Raw genomic sequence first — 20,134 nt, 5'->3', positions numbered from 1 at the left:
GTTCCATTAATGTACCGCTGACATCCTTTGCCCGCAAGCCTTTGATATTGATCTCACGGGAATTTTTACCCGCCACCATTCTTGAGACGGGTGACGCACGCACAGCGGCCTCGAAGCTCTAATCCTGCTCGGCGAACGGTAGCCGTTCGGTCGTTTCCCGGCGTACCTCGAAGACATTCAGCGTCATCGCCACCAGGGCGTAATAACCGTAAATGCCGATCAGCTCGACCAGCGCGCTTTCGCCGAACTGATCTCGAGCCTGCGCATACAGCGCCCCGTCGACCCTGCGAGTCTCGTAGAGGCTGCGGCCTATGCGGTACACCAGGCGATCGGTCTCATCGTGGAATTCGGGCTCCTGGCCGAGCCGCAACGCCTCGATAACCGCCTCGCCGACTCCGGCATCGCGGGCGATCGGCTCATGGATCTGCCATTCGGCCTGCGACTGCCACCAGGCTGCGGTCACCAGTATCGCCAGCTCCGACAGGCGCAACGGCATCCGGGTGTGATAGCGGCAGAAAGCGCCGAGGGCCTGAGCGCGGTCCGCGAGTTCCGGGCTGTGAATCCAGGCCAGGAAAGGCCCGTCGAGGTTGCCCCGGGGACCACTCAGAATCGCATCCAGCACTCGTTGCTGTTCGGCACTCATCTCGCGGCGCTCGAGGGCGGTCAGTCGGGATTTCATCAGTTTCCTCCACAGACGGTTTTCAGCGCAGAGCCGATTGCCGTATCGAGCTTGTCGACCACCTCGTCCAGATGGAACTCTTCGAGGATGAACGGCGGCGCCAGCAGGATATGATCACCCCGCTGGCCGTCGATGGTTCCGCCCATCGGATAGCACATCAGACCATTAGCCATTGCCGCCTTCTTGATCACGGCATGGAGTTTCAGCGCCGGGTCGAACGCTACCCTGGTGTCGCGATCCCGTACCAGCTCGAGCCCGAGAAACAGTCCCCGCCCGCGGATATCGCCGATATGCGGATGCGCGCCGAAGCGCTCCCGCAGACGCGCCTCGAGACCCGCTCCAAGCTCGCGTACGCGCGCCAGCAGCTGTTTCTCTTCGATGGTGCGCTGTACCGCAAGCGCAGCGGCGCAGGCGGTGGCGTGACCAATATAGGTATGGCCATGCTGAAAGAAGCCGCTGCCTTCTTCAATGGCACGGTAAATCTTTCCGCTGACCAGGGTCGCGCCGATGGGCTGGTAGCCGGCGCCCAGCCCCTTGGCGATGGTGGTGATATCGGGACTGATCCCCTCCTGCTCCACCGCGAAAAGGGTACCGGTACGCCCCATGCCGCACATCACCTCATCGAGGATCAGCAGCACGCCGTAACGGTCGCAGACCTCGCGCACCTTGCGGAAGTACCCCGCAACCGGTGGAACCGCACCCAGGGTTGCGCCGACAACAGGCTCGGCAACGAAGGCCATGACTTCATCGGCCCCCAGGCGCAGAATCTCGTCCTCGAGCTCCTTTGCCAGCCGCGTGGAGAAGTCATCATCGCTTTCGCCGGTCAGACGTTCGCGGTAGGCATAGCAGGGACTGACGTGGCTGACACCGGTCAGCAGCGGCTCGAACTGAGCCCGCCGCCACAGGTTGCCGCCGGTTGCGAGCGCCCCCAGGGTATTACCGTGATAACTCTGGCGGCGCGCGATCAGGTGACGCCGCTGCGGCTGTCCGATTTCGGTGAAGTACTGGCGCGCCAGCTTGAGCGCCGCCTCCACGGCTTCCGAGCCACCGGACACGAAATACACCGACTCCAGCCCCTCAGGTGCGCGGTCGATGAGGAATTCCGCCAGTTGTTCCATCGGCTCGGTGGTAAAGAAAGAGCTGTGCGCATAAGCCAGCTGCTGCACCTGCTGCTGTACCGCCTCGATCACCTCCGTGGCGCTGTGGCCAAGGCAGGACACCGCCGCACCACCGCAGGCGTCCAGGTAGCGGCGCCCGTCGCTGTCAATGATATAGGGCCCCTCGCCGGCGACGGCGGTGGGATAGGATTGACGCAGGCTGCGATGAAATACCCTGGACATGCTGATGGGTTCCCGGCTGATTGCACTTGATGCAAATATATTTGCGCCTCTGTCTTTTAGCAAGTATTTTTGCATTTATGTTTAACAAGCGCCCGCAATGGCAAGCCGACGGGCATTTGACGATAATGGCCCCCGCGAACGACCGGAGCCTGAACGATGAGCCACACAGCACCCGAATCACTGGAATCCCTGCGCGCGCGCCTGGGAGGGGCCGAGCCGCCGGTGCGTCCGGGCAGTCACTCGCACCGGGTACTGACCGCAATGCTGCAGGAACCGGGCTTTGCCGCCATGGCCTCTATCACCGAGCTGGCGCAGCGGTTCGGCGTCAATGCCTCGACGCTGTCGCGACTCGCGAAGCGTCTGGGGTTCGACGGTTTCGGGGCTTTTCAGGCGCTGTTTCGCAATGCCGTCAGCGGTGCCGGCGGGCACTTTTACAGTGATCAGGCCAGCCTGCTGCTGGAAGCGGGTACCGGCCAGCCCGATCTGCTGCACCGGATCGGCCGCGAAGAAAGCAGCAATATCGCCAGCATGCTGGACGGCGTCGCCCCTGCCCTGTTCATGCAGGCTGCCGAACTGCTGGCCGGGTCGCGGCGGGTGCGTATCCACGGCCTGCGGCAATACCATGCGCTGGGTTATTTCATGGCATACGGACTGGGGATGATACGGGCCGATGTCTCGACCCTGGACAGCGGCGCCCGGGGACTCGCCGACGCGCTCGGCCAGCTGGAAGCGGGCGATCTGCTGGTGGTCGCCAGCAGCTTTCCCTATACCCCCGCGGTCATTACGGCGGCGCAGGCGGCAAAACGCCGAAACCTGAAAGTGATAGCGCTGACCGACTCGTCCACCTCGCCACTGGCGCCGGAGGCCGACTGCTGCTTTGCAGTGCCGAACCGCAGCAGCTTTTACAGCAACGGCATGGCAGGGTTCTTCGTGCTGGCGGAGTCTCTACTGGCGGAGACCGCACGACTCCTGGGCGAACAGGCGCTGGAGTCGCTGCGACGGCGCGAGGAACTGATCGGCGAGCTGGCACCGATCACCTGAACTAGTGGCGAACGAAATGTCCGCAGGACCCCACACCTTAATTTTGGTTCTTCGCGGATTAGAGTGAAGTCCGTATTCATCATGCAGTTGCCTTGTATCCTCTAGCGGCTCGATAGACTTGCCAGGTGACGAAGGTTTTCCAGTGAGCTTCAGCCGGCACCCGGGTCCCGTTTGAAGCCAACGAGCACTGGGAGGCTTTTCCGGTCAGGCCCGACAGGGGCGTGGCATGGATGCCGAGCCGCCGATCCGGCACAGGGATGTGCCGTAAGCGGCGCCCGGAAAAGGCTTCCAGCGCACAGTGATCAGGCTTCTTCGGGCGTGCTTTCTTTTACTTACTTTTCTTTTGCACGAGCAAAGAAATGTAAGTCGCCGCCAGGCGAAACCCGTGCTTTCAGGCCACGATAACGTTGGACTCCACACGAATGAACATCGGTGCGCTTCGTTACACTCAGGGCACCCTACACGTGTTTCCCGCTAAAGCGCGATTAACCTTAATTCTCCCAGCGCCGCAGTATCATCACCGAGCAGTGGGCGTGCTCGACGACGCGGGCCGAGCTCGAGCCGAGCAGCGCATGATCGATGCGGCCGCGATGATGCGCCGACATGATGATCAGATCGGCGTGGATTTTTTCCGCCTGCTCCACGATGCGCTTGGCCGGGTGCCCCTGATGCACGGTGAGATGGTGAGGGGTATCGGCGGGAAGCTCCTTGTGGGCAAAATCGAGCAGGTGCTGATCGACCGCCTCATGGGCCTTCTCGACCGTCGCCGGATCGAAATAGGACGCCACCAGCGGCGAGGCGAAACCGGGGATGACCGTCATCAGATGCACGCAGCCGCCGTCCGGATCGCGCTCCCGCAGCGCCACCTCGATGGCCGGACGCGCGAAATCCGGCTCCTCGAGATCCACGGGTATCAGTATGTTCTTGAACATGTTTAACCTCCGCTTGCTTCGGCCCGGACAGCCGGCTCTTCACTGCGCCGCCGGCGACGCTGCAGCGCCACCACCGGGACCAGCAGCAGCAACGCCGGAATGAAGATCAGTTCTTTCGGTGGCTGCCACTGCGGCACTTCGACGCGCTCGATCACCTGATCGAACATCAGGCCGGCGTCTTCGGCGCGGCTGCCGAAACCGACCATGTCCACCAGCACCTTGCCGTCGCTATCCAGCAACTCCAGGCCGGCATCCGCCAGTCGGTCAACGGTATTGTCGCCCTCGCCCAGGGTCAGCACCGCAACGAAGCTGCGCGGATTGCCGATATCGTCGACACCCTCGATATGCAGCCGCAGCCTTGAACCTGCGTCTATGTCACCCGAGCCGTCCAGCAGCACCTGTCCCGGTCTGGACTCGTAGGGCGGTACGATCATGTCCATCCAGAAGCCCGGCCGGAACAGCGAGAAGGCGATGAGCAGCAGCAGCAGCGTCTCGTACAGACGGTTGCGGGCAAAGAAGTAGCCCTGGGTGGCGGCGGTAAAGAGCAGAATGCCAATGGTCGAAATGACGAACACCGCAATTCCGTGCCACCAGTCGACATTGATCAGCAGCAAATCGGTATTGAAGATGAACAGGAACGGCAGGATGGCGGTTCTGAGACTGTAAAAGAAGGCAACGAAGCCGGTGCGAATGGGATCGCCGCCGGAAACCGCCGCGGCGGCGAAGGACGCCAGCCCGACCGGCGGCGTCACGTCGGCCATGATGCCGAAGTAGAACACGAACAGATGCACCGCAATCAGCGGTACGATCAGCCCGGATTCCTGCCCCAGGGTAACGATAACCGGCGCCAGCAACGATGACACCACGATATAGTTGGCGGTGGTCGGTAGCCCCATGCCGAGAATCAGGCTCAGCACGGCGGTCAGCAGCAGCATCAGCAGCAGGTTGCCGAAGGACAGCACCTCGACCAGGTCCGCCAGCACAGAACCGACCCCGGTCTGGGATACCGCGCCGACGATGATACCGGCGGTCGCGGTGGCGATACCGATGCCGATCATGTTGCGCGCACCGCTGATCAGGCCGTCGATCAGCTGTGCAAGCCCCAGCTTCCAGGCCTCTTGGAGATTGCCGCTGCGACGGAAAACCGCGAACAGCGGACGCTGGGTCAACAGTATCACGATCATCAGCACGCTGGCCCAGAACGCCGACAGCCCGGGCGACAGGCGCTCCACCATCAGGCACCAGACCAGCACCACCACCGGCAGAAGATAATGAAGCCCGGACTTGAATGTCGGTCCGGTTTCCGGCAACTCGATCACGTCGGCGTTGGGGTCATCGAGCTGAAGCTCCGGATAGCGTGCAGCAAAGGCGATCATGCCGACGTAAACGGCCCCCAGCAGCAACGAGATAACAGGTCCGGCGGCACCGCCGAGCAGCGGTTTCAGCCAGCCAAGACCATAATAAACGGCAAGCGCGATACCGGTGGTAATCAGGAAGCCCAGCAGGAAGCCCATCAGCCTTGCCTGCCAGGTCTTGGCGACGCCGCGCCGCGGCAGTCCCTGCATGCCCAGTTTCAGCGCCTCGAGATGGACGATGTATACCAGCGCGATATAGGAAATCAGCGCCGGCAGAAAGGCGTGGGTAATGACCTCGACATAGGACAGCCCGACATACTCGACCATCAGGAAGGCCGCGGCCCCCATGACCGGCGGCATGATCTGGCCGTTGACCGACGAGGCCACTTCCACCGCGCCCGCCTTCTCGGCGCTGAAGCCGACTTTTTTCATCATCGGCACGGTAAAGGTACCGGTGGTGACCACGTTGGCGATGGAGGAACCGGAAATCAGGCCGGTCATGCCCGAGGAGACAACCGCCGCCTTGGCCGGGCCGCCACGCAGGTGCCCGAGCAGCGAGAACGCCAGCTTGATGAAATAGTTGCCGGCGCCGGCCTTGTCGAGCAGCGCGCCAAACAGCACGAACAGAAACACGAAACTGGTCGAGACACCGAGTGCGATACCGAAGACCCCTTCAGTGGTCACCCACTGGTGATTGACCACCTGGGCCAGGCCCGCCCCCTTGTGCGCGATGATATCCGGCATATAGGGGCCGGCGAAGGTATAGACGAGAAACACCACCGCCACGATGACCAGGGGCGGTCCGAGCGCGCGACGGGTGGCTTCGAGCAGCAGCACCATGCCAACGCAGGCCACCACTATATCCTGGGTGATCGGCGCCCCGGGCCGTGTCGAAAGCTGCTCGTAGAAAATAAACAGGTAGGCCGCCGTGAAGGCCCCCACCAGCGCCAGCACCAGATCCAGTACCGGTACGCGGTCGCGCGGCGAGCCGCCGAGCGCCGGGTAGGCGAGGAATGCCAGGAATACCGCGAAGGCGAGATGGATCGAGCGCGCTTCGGTATCGTTGAAGACACCGAAACTGCCCACAACCGGCCAGTCGTAAAACGGCAGCGGCGACGCTATCCAGATCTGAAACAGCGACCAGCACAGAGCGGTACCGAGAAGCAGTACCTTCTGCCAGCCGGATGGATTTCGGGCACCACTGTCAGTGGCCGCCACCATGTCCTGCAATTCGGCATCGTCAACTTGTTTAGCGTGGTTTTTCGGCTCGCTCATGGGTCCTCCGGTCGTCTGGCAGCAGTCCGCGGATGGCGTCGGGACAACGCCTGTGCGGCGGCAAACGGGTGCCTCCCTGACACCCGCCCGCCGCAGCCGGGCTTACATCCAGCCACGTTCCTTGTAGTAGCGCACGGCGCCTTCATGCAGCGGCGCCGAGAGGTTGTTCTTGATCATCAGCGCCGGGTCGAGGTTCTCGAACGCCGGGTGCAGCCGCTTGAAGCGGTCGAAGTTGTCGAATACCGCCTTGACGATCTGATAGATCACCTCGGGGTCTGTCTTGGTCGACGAAACGAAGGTGGCACCGACACCGAAGGTCGGGGTGTCAGTATCGGTTCCCTGGTACATGCCCCCGGGAATGATCGCCTTGGCGTAGTAGCTGTTGTCCTGGATCAGCGCATCGATTTCAGGGCCATCGACCGGTACCAGCACCGCCTCGCAGGAGGTAGTCGCTTCCTTGATCGAGCCATTCGGGTGGCCGGCGGTGAAGATGATGGCGTCGACCTTGTTGTCGCACAGCGCCTGCGACTGCTCGGACGACTTGAGCTCCGACGCCAGCTTGAAATCATCCATGCTCCAGCCTTTCTTCTCCATCACCACTTCCATGGTGCCGCGCTGGCCGGAACCCGGGTTGCCGACATTGACGCGCTTGTCCTTGAGGTCGTCGAAGACCTTGATGCCGGAATCCGTCCGGGCCACCACGGTGAAGGGTTCCGGGTGTACCGAGAACACCGCACGCAGCTCGGTGTTGGGACCCTGCTCGGCGAACTGATCGGTGCCGTTGTAGGCATGGTACTGCCAGTCGGACTGCGCGACACCCATGTCCTGGTCGCCGGCACGAATGGCGTTGAGGTTGGCAACAGAGCCACCGGTGGAAGGCGCGGTACACTTGATGCCGTGTTCCTCGGCGCCGCGGTTAACGAGACGACATATCGATTGCCCGACGACGTAGTAGACACCTGTCTGACCACCGGTACCGATAGTGACGAAGGTTTGTTCAGCGGCGGCACTCTGGGTTGCCGGAGTCAGCGCCAGGGCAGAACCCAGCATGGCGGCGGAAAAGATGTTCTTGAGGTTCATCTTCATGGTTATTCCCTTGTTGTTGCCCAACGATCACCGGAGACGTTCCGCGCCGGAAGCAGCCGACTGCTCCTCCCGACCCGGGGCGGTCCTGCCCGGTGGGTGATTACAGCAGGGAGCCGCATCGCGTCTGCACCGCCGGAAGTCTGCCGGCCGGTTCCGGAAGCTCCGCGTCACAGCCGCGCGCGGCCATTTGCTGTTTACAGCATAGGCACAGACCGGACCAAGGGTGAAATAAGAGCTAAAAACTTCTAGGAATCAGGTGGATGGCGTCGACGCCAGCGCGGTTGTGGCGCCGTAGTGCAGCGCCGCATCCGGACATCAGGCAGCAACACCCGATTCAGCCCGCTTGAGCAGATCGAGCGTGCTTTCCACCCAGCTGCCGCGATCGCCGCGAATCCACAGATCCGCCAGCAACTGGCCGTATCGGTCGACCCAGTCATGGGCGGCCAGCCTTTCCGACGGGCGCAGCAAGCTATCGCAATGCGAGAGCAGAGAAAACTGCTCCGGCGCCAGATCTCCGCGGTCAAACAGCAACCGGGCTACCGCACGCAGCTGCTCTGCAGTGGCATTACGGGTACTCAACCCCAGCGTTCGGAACGCCTGGCTCGGCACGCCGTAGCCAGCCCGAAGGCGCGATCCGCCGATAGCCAGCAACAAAGGGTTCTGCCCTCGCGCAGCCAGCTCGCCGTACTCGAGCGCATTGAGACCCTGCAGATTCCAGGCCCACTTGAACACCAGGCCGGTATAAGCCTGAAGGTCCCCGGACTCGACGGCGGTCGCTCGCGTCTGCCCGGTCTCACGCTCGATTTCGCAGACACTGGCGGCCAGCGCCCAGGTTCTGGCCGGCCGGCACAAGCCTTCGACCCGCTCACGGGCGTCCGCAAGCCACTCGAGCATTCTCGTCTCGGCAAGCCAGAGCTGCCCGAAATGCAGGTCGCAGCACTCAAAGCGGCTCCAGTCCAGCTGCACTCCGCCGACCGTCACCCGAATATCGATCAGGCCGGCAATATCGAGCGTCTCCAGCTCCCGGTTCAGCTGCGCAGCGCCATCCATAAAGGTGCTACGGGCCTGCTCGGTGCGCGCGACTACCGCCTCGGGTTCGGATACTGCGGCCTGGTAATCATCGACCGGCCAGCATCCGAGCAGGACCTGCTCCAAAGCCGTTATCCCCGGCTCGGACGCATCCTGCGACAGCTCCTGGATGAGCGCGTCGGGAATGCCGGCGTGCTGCAGCATCCGGCCGAAACCGCGATCGAACCCGCCGTCGGTGACGGCATCCGCGCAAACGTCGGCAGCAGCGGCCTCGCGAAACTGCTGTTCAGACGCCATCATCGCGCTCCGATATCCGGCCCGGGGCCGTGCTGATCTGCATTATCCTGTTCAAGCCTTTGTGCCTCCTTGCTCTGTTCGCGTACTGTCCGACCGGCGTCCTCCGGTTCCCACAGGCAGGCGCGCTAACAGCCACACCCGTTCGATCCGATCAGTATAGACCGCCGCAACAGGACCGGCGTCTCCGGCCGTGCCCAATCAGATGCAGAATACCGCCCAATCGTCGCCATTTACAGACAAAATCACCGCAGCATGCATGACGCTTCCCAAGTTATAACTCATGCTGATACCCTTGCCGCATGGAACTTTCGCGCATCAATCTGAACCTGCTGCCGGCGCTTTACCGTCTGCTGCAAAGCCGCAGCGTCAGCCAGGCAGCCCGGGCTCTGCACGTCAGCCAGCCGGCGATGAGCCGCAATCTGGCGCAGCTGCGCGAACTGTTCGGAGACCCGCTGCTGGTGCGCGTCGGCAACGAAATGCAGCTGACGCCGAGGGCCGAAGCGCTGGCCGGCCAGCTGCCATCGCTGCTGGTGCAGATCGAGAGCTGTCTGGTACCGAGCCAGTTCGACCCGTCGCTCTACGACGGCCGGTTCAATATCGCCATTACCGACTATATCTCCGAGCACATACTGCCCCCGCTCGTGGCGGCACTGTATCGCACCGCCCCAGGCCTTCAGCTGCACTTCCACCTCTGGGAGCCGTCGATGATCCGGGACCTTCGCGAAGGTCGCATGGACCTGGCCGCCTGCGTGCTCGATGATACCTACGACGATATCCATGGCCGCGAAGTGGGTCAGGACGACTACTGCTGCCTGCTGCGTCGGGGACACCCGCTGCTGTCGGATGACGCGCTGTCGCTGGAAGACTATGTCGGCGCCGACCATATCAGTATCAGCGGTGGCGGCGACAAGAACCGGCCGCTTAACAGCGCCCTGGCCGCACTCGGGCGCCAGCGGCGCATCCATATCACCGTGCCGTTCTTTCAGTCTGCGCTCGCCTTCTGCGCCAGCAGCGACTGCCTGCTGACACTGCCGACGCACATGGCACACAACCTGCTTGGGCTGGATGAGGGCCTGGCGCTGGAACAGCGACCATTGCCGTTCGACGTTCCCAGGGTTCAGTATTCGCTGATCTGGCACCAGCGCCAGCAGCACGACCCTGCGCACCGCTTCCTGCGGCAGCAATTCTACGAGGCACTGCGCAGTTCGCCCTTCTCCCGATCCGGTTATAACCAAAGCTGATAACCGGAATCAGCATTCGGCATTCGGCTTCCGGACATCCGCGCCCTAAAATGCCCTCCAGCCGCAGGATGACTCAAGCGGGACACGGAGACGCACTGATGACCGAATGGATGCTGTTCGCCGGCATTTCACTGCTGGGCGCCATGTTGCCCGGCGCCAACATGGCAATCGTATTGCGCAATACCCTGAACGGCGGCCTGCGTAGCGGCTTCGTTACCGCCGCAGGCCTTGCCACCGCGCTGCTGATACATGCGTCACTGTCGCTGGTCGGCATTGCGGCCCTGATCAGCCAGTCGCCGGCGCTGTTTGGTGCCATCCGCTGGCTCGGCGGCGCCTACCTGCTGTACATGGGCGTCGTCTACCTGCTGAGCAGCCGCAAGAAGTCGCCGGACGCGGTATCCGATGTGCGCACAGGCGGCCGCAACGCCTTTGCCGAAGGCCTGCTGATCAGCCTGTTCAATCCCAAGGTGCTGCTGTTTTTCCTGGCGATGTTCTCGCAGGTGCTGGAACAGGACCTGAGCCAGGCCTGGCTGGCGCTCTACGGCCTGACACCGGTGACGGTCGAGTTCTGCTGGCTTGCCCTGGTGGTGGTGCTGTTGACGCGCCCGCCGGTGCAGGCCTGGCTCTCCCGGGTCCGTCACCGCATCGAAGGCACGGTGGGCGTTGCGCTCATGGCGCTGGGAATCAAGGTGGGGCTGGGCTGAGGAAACTCTAAGCACATCGCCTGGATACAGGAGCTCGCTCCGCGAGCGATAATCTTCGGTGCCGTCACAATTCGCCCACGGAGTGGGCTCCTACGATTCGAGCTGCTTCTTTTTTTATGTAGGAGCTCGCTCCGCGAGCGATAAGCCTCGGTGCCGTCACAATTCGCCCACGGAGTGGGCTCCTACGATTCGTAGCTGCTTCTTTTTTTATGTAGGAGCTCGCTCCGCGAGCGATCGCGACACCCCTTTACCAGGACGTTTCGCCCCGAGAACAGGGCTCCTGCGGGTCTAGTCCTGAAGTGATGAGAGCCGCCGGGCTTCTCGCTCGTTCATCTTCTGCAGCAGGCGCGACACCGCCACGAAGCCGAAACTGGCCGTCACGCATACGGAGGCGCCGAAACCGCCGTCGCAATCCAGCCGGGTGTTGCCGTCGCTCAGGGTTTTCTGCTGACAGACGCTGCCATCGGGCTGCGGATACACCAGCTGCTCGGTGGAGTAGACGCAGTCGACGCCGAATTTCTTCGATTTGCTGAAACCATAGTGGCGACGCAGGAAGGAGCGCACCTTGGCCGCCAGCGGGTCCTGCGATGTCTTGCTCAGATCCGCGATCGCGATACGGGTCGGATCGGTCTGGCCGCCGGCGCCACCGACGGTGATCAGCGGTATCTTGTTGCGTTTGCAGTGTGCAATCAGCGCCGCTTTCTCGCGCAGACTGTCGATGGCATCGACCACGTAGTCGTACTCCCGGCTGATCAGCTCCGGGATGTTGTCGCGGGTGATGAACTCCTCGATCGGCTGCACCCGACACTCCGGATTGATCGCCTCGATGCGCTCGGCCATCACCAGGGCCTTGGAGCGACCGACGGTCGAACTCAGCGCATGGATCTGGCGGTTGGTGTTGGTCACGCAGACATCGTCCAGGTCGATCAGGGTGATACGACCGATGCCTGTGCGCGCCAGTCCTTCGGCGACCCAGGACCCCACGCCGCCGATGCCGATCACGCAGACATGGCTGCGGCGATAGAGCTCGACCGCATCCTGACCATAGAGCCGGCGACTGCCGCCGAAGCGAAGGTCGAAATCGTTGGACACCTGGGTCAAGCTCCTTCAGAAGTCGTCATCGGTGAGTTCGGTCAGCACCGGCTGCCCGCAGCGCCGGCAGCGCCCCTCGATAAACACGATGCCCTTCAGCTCGTATTCCACCGGATCGGTCATGCCGAGGTTTGCCTGCTGACAGTTGTCGCACCAGGTCTGTTCCAGAAATGCCGCTTTATCGGCCTCGTCGCGGGCATCGAAATCCCGCGGTTGTCGCTCATCCGTCATCTTTTACTGCCTTGTTGCCTTGTGATGCGTCCTGTGAGGCCGGTGTGTGCGCCGATGGCACCCGCGGCCAGGGCAGCGACCAGGGATCCTGCCAGGCCTCCAGCGCAGACTGCAGCGCCTCGGTCTGAAAACGCTCGCCGATCTGAGGATCGCTGCGGTAGCGATAGCGGCGCCCGTTGAGTTCGAACCCCAGCATCCAGGCGTGCAGGTATCCGCGAGTCTCCGGCGCGGCACTGCGCTCATGGTAGGCCGGATCGCCGATGATGGGCGCACCGAGGCTCTTGAGCGCAACCCTCAGCTGATGGGTGCGACCGGTGAGCGGACGCAACAGAAACAGACGTTCGCCCTCGCCTACCGAGACGCTGAAAAACTGCGTAACGGCCGGATTGACCAGGGTTTTGGCCAGACGCCAGCCACCACGGCGGCCACGGGTCATGTCACCGCGCACCAGCCCCTGCTTGCGCGATGGCTTGCGATCCGACAACGCGAGATAGAACTTGTCGACCTGGCGGGCACGAAACAGCTCCCCGAGCTGCGCCGCGGTTTTCGCGTTGCGCGCGAACAGCATCAGACCGGAGGTCATGCGGTCGAGCCTGTGCACCAGATGCAGCGACTCGCCCCGGTCCCGCTCCAGCAGCATCGTCAGCCCTGCGTCGGTCTGATCCCGGTGCACCGCAATCCCCGGAGCCTTGTCGATGACCAGGAAATCCGGCTGTTCGTCGATCAGTCGATACATGGGCATCCTGTTGCACACGGAAGGTAGCGGGAAGCGGCAATCAAAGCCGTCGAAATCAGCATAGCAGTCGCCGCCGGCTCCGGCGCTACCAGCCCATCTCCTGCTTGATAAAGGGAATGGTGATCTTGCGCTTGGCGCTGAGAGACGCCCGGTCGAGTCGCTCGAGCAGCTGGAACAGATCGCCCATATCGCGGCTGGCATGGTGGATCAGATAGCGCACCACTTCGGACGAAAGCTGAAATCCACGGGCGCGGGCGCGCAGCTGCAGCGCCCGCTCCTTGTCTTCGTCCGGCAACGGGTGCAGCTGGAACACCATGCCCCAGCTCAGGCGCGACAGCAGGTCCGGCAGGTTGAGCCCGAGCTGACGCGGCGCCCGGTCCGCCGCCACCACCAGCCGGTTGTTCTGCGCCCGGATCCGGTTGAAGAAGTGGAACATCCCCTCTTCCCACAGACGGTTGCCGGCGATCAGCTGGATGTCGTCGATGCAGACCAGATCGAGGTGTTCCATACCCTCGAGAATGCCGGGGCCCAGATGCATCAGCTCGGCCAGCGGCAGATAGACCGCTGTGCGACGCGCAGGCTCCGCCGTGTGGCAGGCTGCCTGCAAAAGATGGGTACAGCCGACGCCCTGGGTTCCCCAGAGAAACAGCAGCAGCTCACCCTGCCCCTGGGCTGCCTGCTGCAGCATGGCGCAGGCCAGGCCGTTGGCGCCGGTCAGGTAATTCTCGAAGCGTGCGTCATCGCGGAGCGAAACGCCCAGCGGTAACTGAAAAGGTGCCGTGTTATTCATCCGGTTCTGTATTGCGCAAATCCACCTCGGCAACGGTTGCCGAACCATACAGCGTACTGCTCTTGTACCCCCGGTGAAGATGGCGCAGCAGCACCATGATCACCGCCGCCACAGGCAACGCCAGCAACACGCCGACAAAGCCGAACAGCTGCCCGCCCGCCATGATGGCGAAAATCACCGCCACCGGGTGCAACCCGATGCGATCGCCCACCAGCAGAGGCGTCAGCACCATCCCCTCGAGCGCCTGCCCGATGCCGAAAACCACGGCTACCCATACCAGTATCGTCGGATCCTGGAACTGGATAAAGGCCGCGACACTGGCCGCAACAATGCCGACGATAAAGCCCAGGTAGGGTACGATACTGGCAAGGCCGGCCAGCATACCAATCAACAGCGCAATATCAAGCCCCACCAGCCAGAGACCGATTGCATAAATCGCGCCGAGGGCCAGCATCACCAGCAGTTGCCCCTTGATAAACGCCCCCAGCACCTCGTCGCATTCCCGCGCCCAGAGCGACACCCGGGGTTCGAGATAGAGCGGCAGCAGCACCCGGATGCGCGCCATGACGATGTCCCAGTCCCGCAGCAGATAGAACATCACCACCGGTATCAGCACCATATTGGCAGCCCAGGCGGCGACTGCGAGTCCCGATTTGGTGATGCCTCCGGCCAGTTTCGCCATCAGATTGCCGGTTTCCTGCCAGTTGCCCAGCATCAGCGTTTTCAGACTGCCAAAATCCAGCGCCGAGGTGTCGACACCGAGAAACGCCTCGACCTGCGGCAGCAGGCGCTGTTCGAACAGTTCGATCACCACCGGCACGCGATCGATCATCACCTGAACCTGGCGCCCAAGCTGGGGCAGCAGCAACAGCACCGACACGACCATGAGGGTGGTCAGCAGCACGAACACCAGCACCACCCCTCCGGTACGGCTCATGCGCCGCTCTTCGAGCCGGTCGACGAGCGGATCGAACAGATACGCCAGCAGCCCGGCTATCAGAAAGGGCGACAGGATCGGCGCCAGCAGGTAGACCAGCCCCCCCAGCACCAAAGTGCAGATCAGCAGGAACCAGCGCTGCGATTCCGTCATTGCGCCGCCTCCCCCAGCCCGCTCCAGCGATACTGCAGCAGCCCGGTGTCACCGGGCTGTGCGCTGCCGAACTGCGGAATCTCCTGCAGTCGCGGCTCCAGCTCCAGGGTCTGCTGCAGCCGCGCCACACTGGTCTCCAGCTGAACGCGCAGTTGCAGTCTTCCCTGACTGAAGCGTTCGGGAAAGACTGCTGACACCCCCTCGGTGCCGCGCAACAGACTGATCAGCTGCAGATAGGCCGACTGCGAATCGACGCCCTCAATATCCAGCACCAGCCCCCTCGGGCGGTAGCTGAACGCCTGGCGCGGCGCACCGCCGAGCAACAGCAGATCGGCGGCGCTGTCCGCCGCCTCCGCCATCTGGGCCGCAAGGTCACCGTCGGGCGCAAGCGTGCGGCTTTCTCCCTGCGCCAACAGATTGAAACGGCTGTGCCAGACGCCGCCTTCGGCAAACACCCAACCCATCAGGATGGCGTCCGGCCGGTACCGAGCGGAGGCCTCGCGCACCGCCGCATCGGAGAGCTCCCGCAGCGCCTGTGGCGGCAGTGCCACCTGATCCTGAAGATCCAGCAGCGGCTGCTGCAACGGCAGACCACGCTGCCGCGCCCTGCGCTCCAGCGCCAGCAGTGCCGGGTGATCCGGCGGCGCATAATCGAGGCGGCCGCTGTCATCGACCGCCAGCCACAACAGCACCGCCGGCCGCTGCGTGCCGGGGCCGCGGATACCGGCTTCGCTCAGCAGCCGGTCAAGCGCCGGCGCGTCATACTTGAGCTCCAGCAACGCGCCATTTTCCTTTGGCCGGAAGCGATACTGGCTCAACAGCATCGGCGCCTGCTCGAGGATGCCCCGGTACCCCTCGCTGGAGGCGACGTCACGGCGGCCGCTGAGCTTGACCAGCACCTGCGCCAGACCGTCGAGCGTCTGCTGCGGCGTCGGTTCCGTCTCCAGCTGCGCGACTTCGAGCTCGGCACTGTGCAGCCCGACCACGGTCAGGGCCCGGGCCTGCCCGCCACAGAGCAGCAGCAATACCGGTATCAGCCACAGCAGCTGTTGCCGTTTGTGGAACAGGCCGAACCGGTCAATGCCGACAGCCCCTAACAGCCTTTTGACAGTCATGAGGTAATCCTTCGCGCTCATGTATCGGAACAGTATTCCGGCTGACTGTACCATAGTTCCGTCTGCCGTTAGGACCTCGCCTCCTGGCTTCGCAAGGGCCCTGAAGATGCACCGACGGCCGCACCAGGCCCGCCGTGCAATGCGCTCTTTCCCAGCGCCGGAATAAACGGGACTTGTTCGCAGGTTCCATAGCCGCCCCGGTAGCAACCTGATAGAATACCGCCTTATTTTTCCGCACCATTCCAGTTGCTTAAAGGTTACCTGATACATGTCTACCGGTTCCGACAAAACTTCCCTGAGCTACAAAGACGCCGGCGTCGATATCGATGCAGGCAATGCCCTGGTTGAGCGCATCAAGGGTGTTGCCAAACGGACGGCACGTCCAGAGGTCCTTGGCGGTCTCGGTGGCTTTGGTGCCCTGTGCGAAATTCCGGCGGGCTACCGCAAGCCGGTCCTGGTATCCGGTACCGACGGCGTCGGCACCAAGCTGCGCCTGGCGATGGACCTGGGCAAGCACGACAGCATCGGCATCGACCTGGTGGCCATGTGCGTTAACGACCTCGTCGTCGCCGGCGCCGAGCCGCTGTTCTTCCTCGACTACTACGCCACCGGCAAGCTGAACGTCGACACCGCCGCCGACGTCGTCACCGGCATCGGTCGCGGCTGCGAGCTGGCCGGCGCTGCTCTGGTTGGCGGCGAAACTGCCGAAATGCCGGGCATGTACGAGGGCGACGACTACGACCTGGCCGGCTTCTGCGTCGGCGTGGTGGAAAAGGACGAGATCATCGACGGCAGCCGCGTGCAGGCCGGCGACAGCCTGATCGCCCTCGCCTCCTCAGGCCCCCACTCCAACGGCTACTCGCTGATCCGCAAGATCATCGAAGTCAGCCAGGCCGAGCTCAGCCAGCCGATGGGTGACGCCACCCTGGCCGACGCCCTGATGGCGCCGACCCGTATCTACGTCAAGTCGCTGCTGCAGCTGATCAAGGAAAGCCGGGTCAACGCCCTGTCGCACATCACCGGCGGCGGTCTGCTGGAAAACATCCCGCGCGTGCTGCCGGAGTCGGCCAAGGCCGTCATCGACACCCAGTCCTGGGAACTGCCGCCTGTGTTCCAGTGGCTGCAGCAGCAGGGCAACGTCGATGCCCGCGAAATGTACCGCACCTTCAACTGCGGTGTCGGCATGGTTATCGCTGTCCCGGCCGAGCGCACCGACGAGGCTCTGGCACTGCTGGGCGGCGCCGGTGAGCAGGCCTGGGTCATCGGCCAGATCGAGAACGCAGCCGACGGCGAGGAGCAGGTCGAACTGCGCGGTCTGGAGGCCTGAGCATGGCCGCCAAGCGGATTGTCGTGCTGATTTCCGGCAGCGGCAGTAATCTGCAGGCGCTGATCGATTCGACGCTGAGCGGTCGCATCGACGGCCGCATCGTTTCGGTGATCAGCAATCGCCCCGACGCCTTCGGGCTGGAGCGAGCCCGCCGTGCCGGTATCCGGGCAGAGCCACTGGACCACAAGGCCTTCGACTCGCGCGAGACCTTCGATGCCGCACTGCAGGAGCTGATCGACAGCCACGAGCCGGATCTGGTGGTGCTGGCCGGCTTCATGCGCATCCTGACACCGGAGTTCGTCAGCCACTACCTCGGACGGATGTTCAACATCCACCCGTCGCTGCTGCCGAAGTACAAGGGGCTCAACACCCACCAGCGGGCGCTGGATGCGGGCGATACCGAGCACGGCTGTACGGTGCACTTCGTGACCCCGGAACTCGACGGCGGCCCGCTGGTCGTACAGGCGGCGGTTCCGGTCGAGGCCGGCGACGATGCCGACAGCCTGCAGCAGCGCGTTCACCGGCGCGAACACGAGATCTACCCGCTGGCGGTCGAGTGGTTCTGCGCCGACCGTCTGCGTCTTCTGCCTGAGGGTGTCGAGTTCGACGGCCAGCACCTGCCGCAGACCGGTCTCAGACTGGAGCCCTGATCATTTGCTGTCATCCCGGGCCCCGCCCGGGATACCCCATGCCGTCGGAGAGTATATGTACCGCTGGATTCGACAGTTACTCTGTTCAAGCCTGTTCGTCGCTGCCGGCCTGAGCCACACGGCCCAGGCTACCACCGAGCTCAAGCCCTTCCGTGCACTGTACGAGTCCCGTCTCGACATCGGAATGCCGCTGCAGGTGGATGCCGTGCGCGAGCTGCGCCAGCAGGCGGACGGCCACTGGCTGCTGACCAGCACCGCCGACGCCGGGATCGCCGGCGTCACCGAAAGCACGCGCTTTCGCGTCGACAGCAACCGCGTGGTGCCGCACACCTACCAGTACCACCGCAAGGTACTGGGCAAAACCCGCGATGCCATACTGAGCTTCGACTGGACCAACGCCCGGGTCACCAATGACGTCGAGGACAAACCCTGGCATATGGATATCCCGCCCGGCACCCTCGACAAGCTCGCCTACCAGATTCAGCTGCGCCTCGATCTGCCGGGCGGACAGCGCAAGCTGCTGTATGCCGTCGCCGACGGCGGCACGCTCAAGGAGTACGCCTTCGAGGTGCTGGGCAGAGAAACCGTCAGCACCCCCGCCGGCGACTTCAGCGCCATCAAGGTCCAGCGGGACCGCGGAGAAGATGCCGATCGCGAGACCTATATCTGGTTCGCTCCGGAGCTCGACTACATGATCGTCAAGCTCTGGCAGATCGAAAGCGACGGCAAGGAAGTCCAACTGCTATTGAAAAAACTGGAAGCTCTATGAACGTCAGCGCCTACAGCGACCACCTGCACCAGTATCTGCTGAGGCAGGAAGAAACCACCGAAGATGCCGACCGGCTGTTCTACAGCAGCTATCTGCTGGGCCATCTCAGTCTGGCTGCCGCCGCCGACCCCGAGACCCCGGAGCAGCTGCACCGGGGCGTCGACGCCAGCCTCGATGACGCCTTTGCCGTCGACCATCTGAGCGATGCCGACAAAGACGGCATCCGCTCACTCTGGCAGGAAGCCCTCGCCGCCTGCTGAGCCTCAGAGCGCGCCAACAGCATCGTAGCAGTAGTAGGATGGGTGAAGCCGCGCTGGCACCAGGGAACGCAGTACCACGGTGATTAGGCGGCGCAACCCATCAACCTACAACGACAAACTAACGCTATACGATGGGTTTCACGACGCCCTGAGCACACCACAACGTACGCTCCGTACCAAACGTCGTTGCACCCATCCTACGCTTGAGCCTGTTTTTGACGCAGCAATCGGCAACGCAGATAGATTTTCAACATCCTGCTAAGCCTCAGAGCGCGCCAACCGCGTAATAGAAGGTAAAGAAGCCGCGCCCCTGCCGGTCTCGCCCGCCCGAGATATGGCCAAGCGGTGCCCGGGCGTGGCGCTCGAGCAGCGCATCGAGCTCGCCGCCGTCGCAGCACAATCGTCCGGCCAGTGCCTGCAGCCGGGGTGCTGCATCCGACAGGCTTCGCCGGCACGGATAGAGATTGATGTCGTAGGAATAACGTCCGCCCTCCCCGCCGTCGACCTCAAGATACACCAGCTCACGATCCGGTACGGCAGCCGCAGCCCAGAGCACCAGGTCGGCGACGGCATCGCCGAGCTCACCGGCGCGCTCCCTTACCCGCCCGACAATATCCAGATGCCTGATCCGCGGCAGACAGAGATAAGAATCCAGCACGAGGTCCGCGGGCCGACCCGCCTGCCACTTGAAGCCAAGGTTCAGCAGCGCGGGCCCCTCATCACCACGCCCAAGTCGCTGCAGCAGGCGATCCCAGTACTCCAGATATACTTTGCACAGGACCCTGTCACCGTCCTGTTCGACCGCGAACTGCACCTCGCTGGCCCCGGGAAAGTGCTGATCGAAGAGTTGCCGGCCCCGGCTGTCCAGGCCAAACTCCGCCAGCAGGCTACCGAAGTCCTCCGGCGCCAGTTGCGACACCGGCACGCCGAGCAGAAAGCGTTCGGGCAGCACCCGCCCCTGGCGCAGCTTGCACGAGCGCTCGCCGACGGGTCGCAATCCGCGCCGGCGCAGTCCGCTGAGAAGGCGCGCCCCGGGTCCGGCGTTCAGGCACGGGTCTGCTGCGGGCGGCTGCACCGTCGTGCGCGCGCCCATCC

Annotated in this window: 20 protein-coding genes; 7 read left to right on the top strand and 13 right to left on the bottom strand. The window is 63.4% G+C overall.

What is annotated here, in order from left to right; translation table 11 throughout:
• Positions 1–118: 118 nt before the first annotated feature.
• Positions 119–679, bottom strand: a complete 561-nt coding sequence (locus IEX85_RS20665; protein ID WP_188862531.1) for a carboxymuconolactone decarboxylase family protein — start codon at positions 677–679, stop codon at positions 119–121.
• On the bottom strand, positions 679–2,019 hold the full coding sequence (locus tag IEX85_RS20660) for an aspartate aminotransferase family protein (RefSeq protein WP_188862530.1): 1,341 nt from the start codon (positions 2,017–2,019) through the stop codon (positions 679–681). The genes IEX85_RS20665 and IEX85_RS20660 overlap by 1 nt, the downstream gene beginning before the upstream one ends.
• Before the next feature lie 156 nt (positions 2,020–2,175).
• Between IEX85_RS20660 and IEX85_RS20655 the strand changes: the two genes are divergently transcribed.
• Positions 2,176–3,060 (top strand): MurR/RpiR family transcriptional regulator, encoded by an 885-nt coding sequence (locus tag IEX85_RS20655; protein WP_188862529.1) that lies wholly within the window; start codon positions 2,176–2,178, stop codon positions 3,058–3,060.
• A 491-nt stretch (positions 3,061–3,551) separates the two neighbouring features.
• Here IEX85_RS20655 and IEX85_RS20650 read toward each other — a convergent pair whose 3' ends face one another.
• The 4 genes from IEX85_RS20650 to IEX85_RS20635 all read right to left on the bottom strand — a co-directional run bounded on the left by IEX85_RS20650 (position 3,552) and on the right by IEX85_RS20635 (position 9,037).
• Entirely contained in the window at positions 3,552–3,992 is a 441-nt protein-coding gene (locus IEX85_RS20650; RefSeq protein WP_188862528.1) for a universal stress protein, read from the bottom strand.
• A gap of 2 nt (positions 3,993–3,994) precedes the next feature.
• Positions 3,995–6,622: a TRAP transporter permease gene (locus IEX85_RS20645; protein ID WP_188862527.1), complete on the bottom strand. Its 2,628-nt coding sequence runs from the start codon at positions 6,620–6,622 to the stop codon at positions 3,995–3,997.
• 102 nt (positions 6,623–6,724) lie between these two features.
• Positions 6,725–7,702 carry a TAXI family TRAP transporter solute-binding subunit gene (locus tag IEX85_RS20640; protein WP_229722041.1) on the bottom strand — a complete coding sequence of 326 codons (978 nt, stop codon included), beginning with the start codon at positions 7,700–7,702 and terminating at the stop codon, positions 6,725–6,727.
• A 321-nt stretch (positions 7,703–8,023) separates the two neighbouring features.
• Entirely contained in the window at positions 8,024–9,037 is a 1,014-nt protein-coding gene (locus tag IEX85_RS20635; RefSeq protein ID WP_229722037.1) for a hypothetical protein, read from the bottom strand.
• A 296-nt stretch (positions 9,038–9,333) separates the two neighbouring features.
• Between IEX85_RS20635 and IEX85_RS20630 the strand changes: the two genes are divergently transcribed.
• Together IEX85_RS20630 and IEX85_RS20625 are read left to right on the top strand one after the other, a co-directional pair.
• Positions 9,334–10,275 carry a LysR family transcriptional regulator gene (locus IEX85_RS20630; RefSeq protein WP_188862524.1) on the top strand — a complete coding sequence of 314 codons (942 nt, stop codon included), beginning with the start codon at positions 9,334–9,336 and terminating at the stop codon, positions 10,273–10,275.
• Positions 10,276–10,373: 98 nt separating this feature from the next.
• Positions 10,374–10,979, top strand: a complete 606-nt coding sequence (locus tag IEX85_RS20625; protein WP_188862523.1) for a LysE family translocator — start codon at positions 10,374–10,376, stop codon at positions 10,977–10,979.
• A gap of 288 nt (positions 10,980–11,267) precedes the next feature.
• Here IEX85_RS20625 and tcdA read toward each other — a convergent pair whose 3' ends face one another.
• The 6 genes from tcdA to IEX85_RS20595 all read right to left on the bottom strand — a co-directional run bounded on the left by tcdA (position 11,268) and on the right by IEX85_RS20595 (position 16,033).
• Entirely contained in the window at positions 11,268–12,071 is an 804-nt protein-coding gene (tcdA, locus tag IEX85_RS20620; protein ID WP_188862522.1) for a tRNA cyclic N6-threonylcarbamoyladenosine(37) synthase TcdA, read from the bottom strand.
• A 15-nt stretch (positions 12,072–12,086) separates the two neighbouring features.
• The gene (locus tag IEX85_RS20615; protein ID WP_188862521.1) at positions 12,087–12,302 is read right to left on the bottom strand and encodes a hypothetical protein; all 216 of its coding nucleotides are present in this window, start codon (positions 12,300–12,302) and stop codon (positions 12,087–12,089) included.
• Positions 12,292–13,038 (bottom strand): TIGR01621 family pseudouridine synthase, encoded by a 747-nt coding sequence (locus IEX85_RS20610; protein WP_188862520.1) that lies wholly within the window; start codon positions 13,036–13,038, stop codon positions 12,292–12,294. The genes IEX85_RS20615 and IEX85_RS20610 overlap by 11 nt, the downstream gene beginning before the upstream one ends.
• Before the next feature lie 85 nt (positions 13,039–13,123).
• Positions 13,124–13,828, bottom strand: a complete 705-nt coding sequence (gene hda, locus IEX85_RS20605) for a DnaA regulatory inactivator Hda (protein WP_188862519.1) — start codon at positions 13,826–13,828, stop codon at positions 13,124–13,126.
• Positions 13,821–14,918 carry an AI-2E family transporter gene (locus tag IEX85_RS20600; protein WP_188862518.1) on the bottom strand — a complete coding sequence of 366 codons (1,098 nt, stop codon included), beginning with the start codon at positions 14,916–14,918 and terminating at the stop codon, positions 13,821–13,823. The genes hda and IEX85_RS20600 overlap by 8 nt, the downstream gene beginning before the upstream one ends.
• The gene (locus IEX85_RS20595; RefSeq protein ID WP_188862517.1) at positions 14,915–16,033 is read right to left on the bottom strand and encodes a DUF2066 domain-containing protein; all 1,119 of its coding nucleotides are present in this window, start codon (positions 16,031–16,033) and stop codon (positions 14,915–14,917) included. Before IEX85_RS20595 ends, IEX85_RS20600 begins: the two co-directional genes overlap by 4 nt.
• A 268-nt stretch (positions 16,034–16,301) precedes the next feature.
• On the opposite strand from IEX85_RS20595, the gene purM reads away from it, so the two are divergent.
• The 4 genes from purM to IEX85_RS20575 are packed head-to-tail and all read left to right on the top strand — an operon-like array spanning position 16,302 to position 19,039.
• Positions 16,302–17,360: a phosphoribosylformylglycinamidine cyclo-ligase gene (gene purM / locus IEX85_RS20590; protein ID WP_188862516.1), complete on the top strand. Its 1,059-nt coding sequence runs from the start codon at positions 16,302–16,304 to the stop codon at positions 17,358–17,360.
• 2 nt (positions 17,361–17,362) lie between these two features.
• Complete coding sequence (gene purN / locus IEX85_RS20585) at positions 17,363–18,010, top strand: phosphoribosylglycinamide formyltransferase (protein WP_188862515.1); 648 nt, start codon at positions 17,363–17,365, stop codon at positions 18,008–18,010.
• Positions 18,011–18,065: 55 nt separating this feature from the next.
• The gene (locus IEX85_RS20580; protein ID WP_188862514.1) at positions 18,066–18,779 is read left to right on the top strand and encodes a DUF3108 domain-containing protein; all 714 of its coding nucleotides are present in this window, start codon (positions 18,066–18,068) and stop codon (positions 18,777–18,779) included.
• Positions 18,776–19,039, top strand: coding sequence for a YfcL family protein (locus tag IEX85_RS20575; RefSeq protein WP_188862513.1), 264 nt, complete (start codon positions 18,776–18,778; stop codon positions 19,037–19,039). Before IEX85_RS20580 ends, IEX85_RS20575 begins: the two co-directional genes overlap by 4 nt.
• Before the next feature lie 265 nt (positions 19,040–19,304).
• Here the strand turns inward: IEX85_RS20575 and IEX85_RS20570 are convergent, their stop codons facing one another.
• Entirely contained in the window at positions 19,305–20,132 is an 828-nt protein-coding gene (locus tag IEX85_RS20570; protein WP_188862512.1) for a hypothetical protein, read from the bottom strand.
• Between the last annotated feature and the right edge of the window lie 2 nt (positions 20,133–20,134).

This window comes from Marinobacterium nitratireducens (assembly GCF_014645375.1).
In the GTDB taxonomy this organism is placed as follows: Bacteria; Pseudomonadota; Gammaproteobacteria; order Pseudomonadales; family Balneatricaceae; genus Marinobacterium_A; species Marinobacterium_A nitratireducens.
This window is presented reverse-complemented; position numbering and strand designations above follow the sequence as displayed.

Excerpts from the sequence above, each read along its gene's own strand:
- purN (WP_188862515.1), top strand. The coding sequence starts at position 17,363 with ATGGCCGCCAAGCGGATTGTCGTGCTGATTTCCGGCAGCGGCAGTAAT.
- IEX85_RS20610 (WP_188862520.1), bottom strand. The coding sequence starts at position 13,038 with ATGTATCGACTGATCGACGAACAGCCGGATTTCCTGGTCATCGACAAG.
- IEX85_RS20600 (WP_188862518.1), bottom strand. The coding sequence starts at position 14,918 with ATGACGGAATCGCAGCGCTGGTTCCTGCTGATCTGCACTTTGGTGCTG.
- IEX85_RS20665 (WP_188862531.1), bottom strand. The coding sequence starts at position 679 with ATGAAATCCCGACTGACCGCCCTCGAGCGCCGCGAGATGAGTGCCGAA.
- IEX85_RS20635 (WP_229722037.1), bottom strand. The coding sequence starts at position 9,037 with ATGATGGCGTCTGAACAGCAGTTTCGCGAGGCCGCTGCTGCCGACGTT.
- IEX85_RS20650 (WP_188862528.1), bottom strand. The coding sequence starts at position 3,992 with ATGTTCAAGAACATACTGATACCCGTGGATCTCGAGGAGCCGGATTTC.
- IEX85_RS20660 (WP_188862530.1), bottom strand. The coding sequence starts at position 2,019 with ATGTCCAGGGTATTTCATCGCAGCCTGCGTCAATCCTATCCCACCGCC.
- IEX85_RS20580 (WP_188862514.1), top strand. The coding sequence starts at position 18,066 with ATGTACCGCTGGATTCGACAGTTACTCTGTTCAAGCCTGTTCGTCGCT.
- hda (WP_188862519.1), bottom strand. The coding sequence starts at position 13,828 with ATGAATAACACGGCACCTTTTCAGTTACCGCTGGGCGTTTCGCTCCGC.
- purM (WP_188862516.1), top strand. The coding sequence starts at position 16,302 with ATGTCTACCGGTTCCGACAAAACTTCCCTGAGCTACAAAGACGCCGGC.
- IEX85_RS20625 (WP_188862523.1), top strand. The coding sequence starts at position 10,374 with ATGACCGAATGGATGCTGTTCGCCGGCATTTCACTGCTGGGCGCCATG.
- IEX85_RS20655 (WP_188862529.1), top strand. The coding sequence starts at position 2,176 with ATGAGCCACACAGCACCCGAATCACTGGAATCCCTGCGCGCGCGCCTG.
- IEX85_RS20640 (WP_229722041.1), bottom strand. The coding sequence starts at position 7,702 with ATGAACCTCAAGAACATCTTTTCCGCCGCCATGCTGGGTTCTGCCCTG.
- IEX85_RS20575 (WP_188862513.1), top strand. The coding sequence starts at position 18,776 with ATGAACGTCAGCGCCTACAGCGACCACCTGCACCAGTATCTGCTGAGG.
- IEX85_RS20645 (WP_188862527.1), bottom strand. The coding sequence starts at position 6,622 with ATGAGCGAGCCGAAAAACCACGCTAAACAAGTTGACGATGCCGAATTG.
- IEX85_RS20570 (WP_188862512.1), bottom strand. The coding sequence starts at position 20,132 with ATGGGCGCGCGCACGACGGTGCAGCCGCCCGCAGCAGACCCGTGCCTG.
- IEX85_RS20615 (WP_188862521.1), bottom strand. The coding sequence starts at position 12,302 with ATGACGGATGAGCGACAACCGCGGGATTTCGATGCCCGCGACGAGGCC.
- IEX85_RS20595 (WP_188862517.1), bottom strand. The coding sequence starts at position 16,033 with ATGACTGTCAAAAGGCTGTTAGGGGCTGTCGGCATTGACCGGTTCGGC.
- IEX85_RS20630 (WP_188862524.1), top strand. The coding sequence starts at position 9,334 with ATGGAACTTTCGCGCATCAATCTGAACCTGCTGCCGGCGCTTTACCGT.